The organism is Spiroplasma phoeniceum P40, from assembly GCF_003339775.1.
In the GTDB taxonomy this organism is placed as follows: domain Bacteria; phylum Bacillota_I; class Bacilli_A; order Mycoplasmatales; family Mycoplasmataceae; genus Spiroplasma; species Spiroplasma phoeniceum.
On sequence record NZ_CP031088.1, the window covers coordinates 526510 to 538377 of the forward strand.

The window sequence follows — 11868 nt, forward strand, 5'->3', positions numbered from 1 at the left end:
AGATGAATAACTCATCTATGGCACACTAGTTATGTTATTTGATTTATTAATTTTAATTTTATATTTCTTTTATTAAACTTGTTAATAGTATTTTTCAGTGTGCCAATTTTTACTATTTTATATTTTTAATAATGTTAATATAATATCAATTTTAATATGCAAAAAGGAGTAAAAATGAAAGAATTTAATCCAAAAACAGCAAGTTTGGCAACTTTTTATCGTAAAATAGAACAATTTTGAGAAAATAAATCACCTAATAAACCATATACTTTGAATGATTTAACCAATGAATTTAACCTTTCTCGCAAGTGAAGATATGATACTTATGCGAGCGAAAAGATAGTTCCTTTGCTTGAACGACAAGTTGATAAAATTGAAAGTGAAATAATTAATTTTATGATGAAATCACCTGATGGTGCTAAATTATATTGACAACGAGCATTTAATTATAAATATTCATTACAAGAAAAAGAAATGGAAAAAGAATTAAACTTAAATAATCAACAACCAATCATTGTTAATTTGCAAACTGACATTAGAGATATTAAAAAAGAAGAAAGTGATAATAATGCTTAATCATTTTACTTATTTGTTAGAAATTCCTTATTGGTTATTACAAAATAGTAGTATTGGTAATAAATATCCATTTACTAAAAAGTTTGAATTAGTTAATGAAATTAATCAAATTGGAACACGATATAGTGGTAAGACTATTTCAAATATTAAAATGTTTGGTGAATTATTAAAAATTAGTTTATTAATTAAAGAACCAATTTGTATAATTGCTAGTATGTATTGGAGTAAAGATTTAAAAGATAGTGTATTTCAAAATATATGAAATATGTTAGATGAAAATAATATTCCTTATACTATTAATTTATCAAATTTTACTTTTACTCTATCAAATGGTAGCAAAATATATTGTAAAGGTTTACATTCACCAAGTAGGAAAGAAAAATTGAAAGCCCTTTCTGACTTAAACAAATATAAATTAGTAATTGATTGACGAGAAGAATGTGATCAATTTCAACAAAAAGACTTAAGTGATTTAGAGTTTGCTATTCGTGGTTATCAAAATAAAATAACAATTAATACATGTAACCCTGAAAGTTTAAAAAGATATATTGTTGGTTATTGTAATCAATTATTACCTTTTAATGAAGAAATAATGCGTAGTAAATATGAACAAATAAAATATATTGAAAAATGAAATATGAAAATTATTATTCATTATTCTAGTTGAAGATTAAATTATGAACTACCACAAGATAAAGTTAATGAACAATTAAGATTAGAACAATTAGATATTGAAAGAGCAAAAGTGTGGAGTTGAGGTTTACCAGGCAATACTAGTGGGTCAATCTTTGCAAGATATATTGATATTATGCAAGCAACAGATATTATACAACCAACAAAATTATTAGGTGGTGTTGACTTTGTAGAAACCACACACATTTTTTATTTTTGGTTTTTACAGTTTTGGAAAGTAAATTTTTTTAATATTTTTAATTGAGGAGTTGAAATTATGAAAACAAAGCAATATTTTATTTTGCGGTCCCTAGTGAAAAAGTATGGTAAAGATAATGTTATTAATACTGTTAATAAGATTGCAAAAGATATTGAAATTAAAAAGTAAAAGAATAAATTATTCCGCTAATAAATTACGCGGAATAATTTATTCAGTAGTGTTTTTAATGGAGCAAAGCGACAACGAGCGGAGCGAGTTTGCAAATTTCAATTTTTTAGTTTTTTGTGATTTATATTTTGAATATTGTAATAAACATGATGGTGGTGTTTTATCTTTGTTTTATAATTTAAAAAAAGGAATTCATGGAGAAGAATTAAAAAATAAAGCACCAAAAAATTTAAAAACATTTTTTCGTTGACTTAAAAAAGATGAAAGATGATTAAAAATAAAAAATAAAATTAAAGAAATTAAAAAACAACATCCAAAATATGAAGTTAAAGAAATAGGTTTGTTACAGATGGACGCTAAATATTTTGTACCAAGTAAATTTCCAGTTGATAAAAAGTATTATGTTTATGATTTTATTGATGAAAAAACAAGATTAGCATTAGGATATGTTTATGATAAATTAAGTACTGATAATGCTATTGATGCTGTTAAAAAAGCAATTAGTGATTTTAAAAATATATTTGGTATTATAATAACACGGATTAGAACTGATAACGGTTCTGAATTTATTAATAATTATCGTAATAATCAAAAAATTAGTGTTAAAAAAACTAATTTTACTCAATTTTTAACAGATAAAAATATTTTGCATCAAACAACACCAATTCGCTCTCCACAGTCAAACGGTAAGATTGAAAGATTTCATCAAAATTATACTAAATTATTTGTATTTGAAGAAAAAATATTAAATGCAGTTAGTTTACAGAATAAATTAAATGATTATTATTATTTTTATAATTTTGAAAGAGTACATAAGTCTTTAAATTTTCAGACACCATTTAATTTTTTGAATAGTTTAATTAAATAATTTGCGAATTATTATTTTTTGTATTTAAACTAATTTTTAGTTTGTTTAATTTTATATTTTTTATTTATTTATTTTATGATATTTTTTTATTATAAATAAATATTTTTATTATTTTCTTGTAATCTTTAAAATGTGTGTGGTATACTACAAAAATATGATAAAATTACCTTTTTGTAGTTTTAATATCTGTTAAATTTTTCTTAAAAATTAACATAATAAAATAATCATTTGGTCTAAAATTTAGATAAAAAATCTTGAATATTCTATCTAAATCTATTTAGGTTTGAAACTGACTTTGAAAAATTTTTAGTCTTGTCAGTTTCAGATAGTATATCTAAGCCTACAGATGCACTAATTTTTGATTTACCAAATTTATTTTATGCATATGAAATTAGTACATAGACAGCTGGTTTTCTAATTTTAGGAACTACTTAACTTTTATTCTATCTAATAAAAGAAAAAACTCTTCTTTTTTGAAGAGTTTTAAGGTTGATAAATTAAGTTTATTTTTAACATAAATGTACCATTAGCGAATTGGCCAGTTGATGTTTTAACCTTAATAATCAATTCTTGTTGTGGATTATTTTCTGTTGGGAAATTAAATTGTTCAATGAATTCTTCTGATTCTGTATCATAAGATAATAATTCTCATAAAATATTTGGTTGTTGTCCTTTTAAACTTGGATTTTTTATGATTCCATCATATAGGATTGCATTAACCATATTTTTTACTAATTCTTTTTTATTTGCTAATGTTCTTGGTAAACTACGAATAAAGATTAGCAACATTGAACTTGTTAAATCAAGATTAAACTTAATTGGGACAGTTGGGGTTAAATTTAATTTAAGAGTAACTTGACCTTTAAAAATAGCATTATTTTTAGATGAAAACTGCAACTCTAAAGGAATTTTATTATCACTACTACTTACATCATATTTATTAATCGCTTCATTTAGTTGTTGACAAATTGACTCAAAGTAGTTTCAATCCGTTTGAATTTTAGAAAGCCCAAAAGTTGGTTCATCTTCAACAATAAATATTGGATTTTTAATAATATCGCCTCAAATTTGATGAGCTAAATATGGCACTTGGTTGTCCGAACTACTTTGTTTTCTTGGCACAAATTGATAAGTTTTATAGGATAAATCAACTACGGGGTTTTCTTCAATTGGCTTATTAACCATTTTAATTTGACCGTGAACAGTAACTTTAAAATCACGACCAGCAACCTCTTGTTTTCCAGAAATATTCATTACATAAGTTTCTCATTTTCCACTTTTTTTAGTTTCTTTTAAAGCATTACTTAGTCTGTCTAGGTCTTGAGGTTCAAAATTCACTAAATCACCTGATAAATGCGGATTCCATGCCTTATTATTAATCAGTTTATATCATACTAAATCTAAAACTGAGTTTGTTGTGTGTTTATCATCTTCAGCCAATAAAATTGGGTCTAATGCTAATAACCCAGGATCAATTCCTTGATTAATTAATGTTAATGTGATTGTAATATTGCCTTTAAACATTGGGTCAGTGTTAAGATTAAGTGCCTGCAAAGTAAATTTTTCTCTTTGCCCAATATTAGGTCAATTCTTATTAAATATTGATTGTCAACTTGTGGTGTCAAAATTAGTTAATGCTGGGCCACCATTAATGTTTGTTTCACGCATTACTAATTTTCAAATTCAATCTTTATCAACATTTGGTCGTTCTTGTTGAGTTACAATAATTGGAATTGATAATTCTATTGTTGGTGGTAATTCAATTTGATCTTTAAAAATGAATCCAACAACTCTCATATAATGATGAATGCTTTCATCAATTGGTGTTGCTAAAAAATTCAACTCTGTATTACTACCAATATTTTGTTCTGTTACAGTACTTCAATCAATTTGATAGTCATTATAATCACTTGAAACTTGCGAATCATTGTTAAACTGTTGTTTAATTTCTTTTCACACTAAGTCATATAACTTTGCTAGTTCTAAGTTATTCTGCTGTAATTTCAAATTAACCATAGCACGATAACTAATAATGCTTAATTTAATTGTAATTGTCCCACTAAAAAGACTTGTTGGCGTATTTGCTTTGCCATTATATTCAGCAAACATTGTTACAGGCAATGCTTTGTTATAATCTCCTGCCAATTGAAAACCTGAGATATCATAAGTTTCTGCATCAATTGGCGTTTCTGGTTTAAAACTACCAACGGCCTTTTCTCAAATCTCATTATATAATTCCTCAACATTTTCATATTTTGTGACATCTCATATATTTTCTAAGTTAACATTTTGACTAATATCCATTGACAACTTTTTAACTAAAGTAAAACGAACGGTAATTGAACCAATATATGGAATATTTTCATCGTGGCGAATTGTTAAAACAACATATCCAGTTTGTGGTGTATTAGCAGTAACCGGTTTTACCATATTTTCCGAATCAGTAATTTCAACAAAATCTAAAAGTAAATCTTGAGAAAGCCTTCCTTCAATTTTTGCTTGATTAAAAATTGATTCTTCTACAGTCATATTATCATCAGTAACAATAACATTATTAGTTAAAGTGAATTCTGTTGAAATATTCTCTCTTCCAGCAATTTTTGATGGAGAAGGCGTTCCGCATGATATAACACTAACTATCGGAGCACTTGTAGTCAGAAATGTTGTTAGGAGTGTTAAAATTTTACGCATGTAAATCCCTTCCTTTTCAAACATTAATACTTATTATCATTATACACATTTTCATCTTTTATACATAAATTTTAAATATAATTAATATTAAAACGGAAAGTAATTGATTGAAGATGGTCTGGAACATTTTCTTTTGCTTTTAATTCTAATTTAATATCAAGAACAGTTAAATTACTATATCTTTCTTCACTGCTAATTTGCAATGCATAAAATCAATCATTAAAAGTAGCAGCACTATTATGATAATTATTTAAAGGTGTAAATGTGATAATATCGTCTGCAATTCCATTAGCATAATCTATTTGTGATACATTATCACTAATGTTTAAATTGTTTCCTGCCATTTGACTAATATTTTGTATAAATTCCCATGTACGATTAACAATTTGTTTTTGTAGTATTGCTTTAAATGAAGTTACATCATGTGGAATATTTCGAACATCAATATCAATGTAATTTAATGGTTTTTGTGCTCAATATAAATTAGCACTTCAATATTTTGTAAATAAAATATTTCGTTTTTGTTTATCACTAATTAAATAGGCATCATGATCACCGGGATTAACTAAATTAGTAATTGAATGTAACGATGGTTGATCAATTATTACATAGTTTGTTTTTGCCACTTGATTATTATTAAAACTAATTGTTAAATCACCATTTTCTTGAATCGTTCTTTTAACAACAGTATAATCTGCTTTTTCAATTATTCCATATGATTGAAATGGTAAAATATTTCAATCATAAACTCATTTATATTTTGAACTATTAGGGTTACTCAAAACATCTTCTTGTAATTCTCTAATTGCTGTTGCTAATGAATATTTTCCATTTAAAACATCTTTAATTTGCTCTCCCAATCGATTTGCAATCACATTTTGAATTGTTTCACCTTGTGGTAAAAACATAAAGTAAAATTGCTCTGGTTGGTTAACATTTAAAGGTTTTGGTTGAAGATGTTGATATCAAAATTGTCATTCGGTTGGTACAAGTTCTTTTGGTAAGACTAAACCACGATTTTGTGATGTTTCTAAAATATTAATTAAAAAAATTAATAATTGTGGAATATATTTACCATTAATTTGAGTATCTGTTTTTTCAAAACTTTGCTCTGAATCACCCTTTTTATATGCTGACTGAATTACCCGATTAATATCAAGCATATAATGCGTACTATCAATAACAGTTCCTGGAAGCAGTTGATCATTTTGATTAACACTTGAAATAGCAAAATTACTATATGGATTATAATCACCAATAAATTCTTTATCATTTCCTTTATTTTCTGCATAAAAAGCAGCAAAACGTTCTTTATAGGCAGCATAAACTTGATCTGCTAACGCCAAACTATCATTAGTACCATTAATCATAATATTATTAGCTTGTTCACCTAGAACATTTGTTTGTTTTTCTCAAACTGTTGGTTTTAAATAATCTTTGTTTCTTGTTTCTCCTAATTTAAAACTTAAAAAGTTTGATAAAAATCCTTGATTTCCAACAAATAGGGTTGGCATTCAAACCAGATTTTTTTGGATTACGTCTTCGTATTTGATTTTTAAAAATAATAAATTTTTCATCAAATTAAATTGGTTTTTTTGCACATCAGCAAGACTTAACTGTTGTGCCCCTCGTGAATCAGTATAAATATCTAAAATTTGAATTTGCTTAGGATCTTTGTATTTATTCTTAAAAAAGATATTTTTTGTAATGTATAAACTAGGTGCTTTTTCAAAAATTAAATTATAAGCATATTCTAATCGTAATGATCTCGCACGAGCGCGAGTTTGTGCAACTTGCCCAGTATTACGGTCAGGAGGAATTTCATAAGTTTCAAAAACCGGAGTTGTTGTTGTATTATCGCGTAGTTTTGTTTTTGCAAAGTTAACTTCAAAATAATCCCCATCATTAACATCAGGCAAGGGTCCATCAGTTTCAATTCCACCATAATTTAAAATATTTGCTAAAAATGACACACCAAAATAAGCAGAGGGAATTAAAGCACCAAGATATAACACAGCACAAATTGCGGCAAGTCACCCTTTTTTACGTGATGCTACAGTAACATTCTTTGTTAAGTTATTAAGTTTATGTCAACTACCTGGTTTTCTTGCCATTGAAATCTCCTTTAGTAAGCTTAATAATAGACTTATTGAATGGGTTTATTATAACAAAATTAATATTAAATGCAAAGTAACCTTTTTGAACAAAATTAAGCTTTTTAATTGTTCTTTTTAAATAAAAAGTGGTAGTAAGAAAAAAGATGAATTAAATCTAAATTTAGAACAAGAATTTAGCAGTAATGAAATAAATGATGATGAAGAAATTGCTAAAACTGTTGATGAAATTTTTTCTGATTAAGAAAATGAAAAATAATTGAAAAGATTATGATAAAAATCGTCCAATTAGACATAAATTTTATCGCAATAAAAAATGAGTAAAAATAAGAAACGATTATTTTAATAGCAAAATGGGAATATGTAAACGATGTTATCAAAAAAGATATATAGTTAATGGCGTTATTGTTCACCACAAAGAATATATTACCGATCAAGATTTTATTAATTGAAACATTGATAAACTTTTTGCATGAAAAAATTTAGAACTATTATGTATGAAATGCCACAATAAAGAACACAAAACCGAAAAAGGATATCGCGATAATGTCATAATTGACGAAAAAACTGGCAAAGTAAAAATAATCGATAAAGAAGAATAAAGACTTTGATAAAGCAAGCAAAGTTGTTTCAGAAACACAACTTTATAAACAAGCTGGTAATAGCATTGTGATTGATGTATTAGAAAAGATTTTTATAAAAATGTTTAAAACAGAAAAGAAAAATTAACAAAGGAAGTGAAAAAAATGAATAGTTATAAAATAATAATAGGATATTATAATAAAATTTGTTCTGTTTGTAATAAAGAAATTCCAATTATTTTTACCCAAGCAGGATTATTAAAAATTAATGAAAATGAAAATCAATTACTTTATAATGGACATTTTAAATGTATAAAAAATAAGTATGATAAGATTAATTTATAAATATTAAAATAAGGAAAAAATATTATGGAATATAATTTTAAAATTAGTTTATTCAAAAGCATTGCAGAAGAACAAGAATTAACATTATATACAAATAAGCTAAATATTATTTTTGGAGAAAATAGTTCTGGTAAAACTGTTCTATTAGATGCTATAAAATGGGTATTAGGAGAAGATAATAACTTATATTAAAAATTATGATAAATTGGATAATTTTATTTTTAAAATAGAACAAATTAATAATTTAAAATTTAGTGAAAATGAAAAATTTATAACTTTTACCAGAAAATATAATGAGGGTACATTATGGGAAAACAATGAATTTGATTATGAAGGTAATCCTACTTTTATAAATAAAATTAAAAGAGAAATTTATGAAAAATATGAAAATTATTGACCAAAAAGTTTTTTAACTGTAAATAAAGATTTAAATGATGAAAAAATATTAATTTCTTTTAAAGAAAATATTACTCATCAAGATACTAAACCAAAAGTATTAAATAAATTAGTAAATAATAAAGAAATGAATCTAAAAGCAAAACAAAAATAGATTTTATTTATATTTTAGATAAATTTAATAAACTTAATTTTGATTTTTATAAAAATAATGATTATGATATTTCTTCTGCAACAGAAAATATTTCTTTCCCCTTAAATGAAATAACAAAAATATATTCAGATAATAAAAATTCAGATAATAAATATTTAAAATTATTTTGTGATTTCTTTGGAGGAAAAAAATCGCGGAAGAAATTAATAAATTTATTAATTTGAATAATATAACAGAATACGATAAACAAATTCGTAATAATTTTAAAAAAGTAATAGAGAATAATACTAATGAAAAAATTAAAAATATTTTTTTAAATATATTTTCAATCAATAAATTATTTTTATTACTAAAAATAAAATTAGAAAATGATTATTTAGAGTTATGTGTGGAAGATCAAAATAATTCTAGATTATTTGGTGGACAATCACCAAAAGAACAGAGTCAGGGATATAAACAAATTTTTTATTTAATAGCTATTTTAGAAGGAATAAAATTAATTGACGAAAACAAAAAAAGAATTAATTCTAATTCCAATAGTTGTTTTATTTGATGAACCCGATAAAAATATTCATTATTCTATTCAAAAAGAATTATCAAAATATTTAATAAAATATATTAACGAAAATAAAAATATTTTAATAGTTATTGCTACACACTCGGGATTTTTACTTTCTGAAGAAAAAGAAGAAAATAATGAAGAAAATAATATAATTATTACTAAATTATTAGAAAATGGTCAAACAGAAATTAAAGAATATGATGAAGTAAAAAAAATGATAATATTGATTTTGATAATTCAATTTTTCCTATTAATTCCTTTTATTTAATTTCTAACTGATATAAAAAAATAGAAGAAATAATTAAAAAAGTAAATTAGCATTTTGATATAATGAAGAGGAATATATTAAAAAATATAATAAAGATATTAATATAGAAAAAATTAGATTGAAAAAAATTTAAAAGATAGATATTTATATTTTTTGAGTGATGGAAAAAGATATAAAGATATTTTACATACAACAGAGAATGCAAATATTAGCGAAAGAACAATATCTAATATTTTTAAAAATGCCGATTTAGAAGAAACCGATTACATTAGTAATAAAAATAACAATAAAATTAAAATTCCAAATAATATTTTATATATTCAAATTGACGGAGCTTTTGTTCCTATGAGAGAAAATAAAAAAAAGAATTGAAAAGAAAATATTTTTTTCAACTATGCATGTAGGTATTAATGAAGAAAAATCAACTAAAACAAGAAAAGTAATTAAAAAGAAAAAGGGTGTTTTTCAAATAATGGATAAAAATGTTACTAAAAATAAAAAATCTAGTTTTAATAATTTTATTGACAAAATTTTTAAACTAATGTATACTTATGATATTAATGAAAATACTATAATATTAGTATTAAGCTGCAAAGTTTATTGCTTTCGTTGCTTTACGACGCGGAGTTGAAATTGCATACTGATTATTTTCCACAATAAAAATTGCTGGAACTTCATGTAACTTCGCAAGGTTCATTGCTTCATAAAATTCTCCTTCAGAAGAACCACCATCACCAGTTGTTGTAATAACAACACCATGACGTTTATTATATTTTTCAGAAAATGCTAACCCAGTTGCATGCGAATATTGTGTTGCAATTGGAATATTAATTGGTAAAGTATTAATTCCTTCTGGCATATAACTTCCCATTTCATTTCCACATCAATATAACATAATATTGCGCATTGGAACACCTGTTGCTAATCAAGCAGCATTATTTCGATATGCTGAGGAAAATCAGTCTTTTCCTTTAATAATTTGCATTCCATATGCTACTTCAGTTGCTTCTTGACCAGTTGATGAAAGAAATGATAGCATTCTTCCTTGTCTTTGAATTTTATTTTGAAAATCATCTTGGCGACGTGATAAGCACATTAATTTATACGCTGTTAAAACCTCATCGTCACTAATTTTTGGCACCAAATCTGGTTTAACAATCTTTCCCGTTGCATCCATAATTTGAAGCATTTCATTTTTTAACGAATCAAATTTGTTAAAATACATCTTTTTGATTCCTGCCTTTCCTGTTTTTTAAATATTTTTAGGTAAAAATAACATCTAAAATTTCTTGTAGTTCAAATTTATTCCCAAAAATATCTTTAATATTAATTTCTAATAATTTTGTTTTAATTTTATCCAGATTATATTCACAACCTGTTAAAAGAGTTTCAAGTGGCTCTGTTCCACTAGAACCTAAAAAATCACCAAAAAATTTAATGTTCGTAATTTTTCCTTCATTAACATTTAAACGCACATCAACGGTACCTTTTCCTTCATATCGAATTTTATTCTGATAACTAAATTCAGGTGAATTACCAAAGTTTCATTCCCATGTTTGATATTTTTCATCAGCTAGTTTATTAACTGCCGCAATAATATCTTGTGGTAAATCTAACACTGGTGTTCCTTGTGCTAAAAACTCATTAGTAATAAATAGCATAAATTCATCAATTGTAATATCATTTGTTAATAATGGTCGAATATTAGTTACTCGTGCCGGAATTGATTTAATTCCTTTTGAAATAATTTTATCTTGACTAACATTTAAGTATTTTTGCATTTTACTTAAATCAACATCAAATAAAAATGTTCCATGGTGTAGCAACCGATTTTTATACTTTATTTGTGCATTACCAGAGATTTTTTTGCCATCAATTTCAATATCATTTTTACCAGCAAACTTAGCATTTAAACCAAGTTTTTGTAAAACATTAATAATAGGTTGTAAAATACTTTCATAATTTTGCGCAATTTTATCATCTTTATTAACAATAATGGAAAAACACAAATTACCATCATCTTGATAAACAGCCCCACCACCTGTTATTCGACGAGCAACATTCACCTTATCAGTTTCAACCGCTTGTAAATTAATTTCTTCAATCGTATTTTGATTTCGACCAATAACAATTGTATTAAAATTTTTTCACAAAAAGAAAATGTTGTCTTTAATATCACTTTTTAAAAGATACTCATCTAAAGCCAAATTAAAATAAACATCTGTAGAAGAATTTTTAAAACAAATCATTTTT

The 11868-nt window shown here is 24.8% G+C and carries 12 protein-coding genes and 1 pseudogene; 9 read left to right on the plus strand and 4 right to left on the minus strand.

Annotation, left to right across the window (positions count from 1 at the left end):
- Positions 1 to 174: 174 nt before the first annotated feature.
- Genes SDAV_RS03400 through SDAV_RS03410 form a run of 3 tightly spaced genes read left to right on the plus strand, consistent with a single transcriptional unit; the run spans position 175 to position 2504 of the window.
- On the plus strand, positions 175 to 576 hold the full coding sequence (locus SDAV_RS03400) for a hypothetical protein (protein WP_114564551.1): 402 nt from the start codon (positions 175 to 177) through the stop codon (positions 574 to 576).
- The gene (locus SDAV_RS03405; protein ID WP_114564552.1) at positions 569 to 1636 is read left to right on the plus strand and encodes a PBSX family phage terminase large subunit; all 1068 of its coding nucleotides are present in this window, start codon (positions 569 to 571) and stop codon (positions 1634 to 1636) included. The genes SDAV_RS03400 and SDAV_RS03405 overlap by 8 nt, the downstream gene beginning before the upstream one ends.
- The gene (locus SDAV_RS03410) at positions 1620 to 2504 is read left to right on the plus strand and encodes a DDE-type integrase/transposase/recombinase (protein WP_245938507.1); all 885 of its coding nucleotides are present in this window, start codon (positions 1620 to 1622) and stop codon (positions 2502 to 2504) included. The genes SDAV_RS03405 and SDAV_RS03410 overlap by 17 nt, the downstream gene beginning before the upstream one ends.
- A gap of 483 nt (positions 2505 to 2987) precedes the next feature.
- Here the strand turns inward: SDAV_RS03410 and SDAV_RS03415 are convergent, their stop codons facing one another.
- Positions 2988 to 5195: a hypothetical protein gene (locus SDAV_RS03415; protein ID WP_114564553.1), complete on the minus strand. Its 2208-nt coding sequence runs from the start codon at positions 5193 to 5195 to the stop codon at positions 2988 to 2990.
- A 71-nt stretch (positions 5196 to 5266) separates the two neighbouring features.
- Entirely contained in the window at positions 5267 to 7309 is a 2043-nt protein-coding gene (locus tag SDAV_RS03420) for a hypothetical protein (RefSeq protein ID WP_114564554.1), read from the minus strand.
- Between the two features lie 248 nt (positions 7310 to 7557).
- On the opposite strand from SDAV_RS03420, the gene SDAV_RS03425 reads away from it, so the two are divergent.
- From SDAV_RS03425 to SDAV_RS03455, 6 genes are all read left to right on the plus strand, one after another.
- Positions 7558 to 7911 carry an HNH endonuclease gene (locus tag SDAV_RS03425; protein ID WP_151202505.1) on the plus strand — a complete coding sequence of 118 codons (354 nt, stop codon included), beginning with the start codon at positions 7558 to 7560 and terminating at the stop codon, positions 7909 to 7911.
- A 144-nt stretch (positions 7912 to 8055) separates the two neighbouring features.
- Positions 8056 to 8235, plus strand: coding sequence for a hypothetical protein (locus tag SDAV_RS03430; protein ID WP_071937570.1), 180 nt, complete (start codon positions 8056 to 8058; stop codon positions 8233 to 8235).
- A gap of 24 nt (positions 8236 to 8259) precedes the next feature.
- Entirely contained in the window at positions 8260 to 8427 is a 168-nt protein-coding gene (locus tag SDAV_RS03435; RefSeq protein ID WP_114564556.1) for an AAA family ATPase, read from the plus strand.
- Positions 8428 to 8440: 13 nt separating this feature from the next.
- Positions 8441 to 8785, plus strand: coding sequence for a hypothetical protein (locus SDAV_RS03440; protein ID WP_114564557.1), 345 nt, complete (start codon positions 8441 to 8443; stop codon positions 8783 to 8785).
- A gap of 500 nt (positions 8786 to 9285) precedes the next feature.
- Positions 9286 to 9615 (plus strand): AAA family ATPase, encoded by a 330-nt coding sequence (locus SDAV_RS03450; protein ID WP_114564559.1) that lies wholly within the window; start codon positions 9286 to 9288, stop codon positions 9613 to 9615.
- 153 nt (positions 9616 to 9768) lie between these two features.
- Positions 9769 to 10026, plus strand: coding sequence for a hypothetical protein (locus tag SDAV_RS03455; RefSeq protein ID WP_114564560.1), 258 nt, complete (start codon positions 9769 to 9771; stop codon positions 10024 to 10026).
- 178 nt (positions 10027 to 10204) lie between these two features.
- Here the strand turns inward: SDAV_RS03455 and SDAV_RS03460 are convergent.
- Positions 10205 to 10840 (minus strand): annotated as a pseudogene (locus SDAV_RS03460) (thiamine pyrophosphate-dependent enzyme); the annotation flags it as partial.
- 37 nt (positions 10841 to 10877) lie between these two features.
- Positions 10878 to 11864 (minus strand): lipoate--protein ligase, encoded by a 987-nt coding sequence (locus tag SDAV_RS03465; protein ID WP_114564561.1) that lies wholly within the window; start codon positions 11862 to 11864, stop codon positions 10878 to 10880.
- Positions 11865 to 11868: the final 4 nt, after the last annotated feature.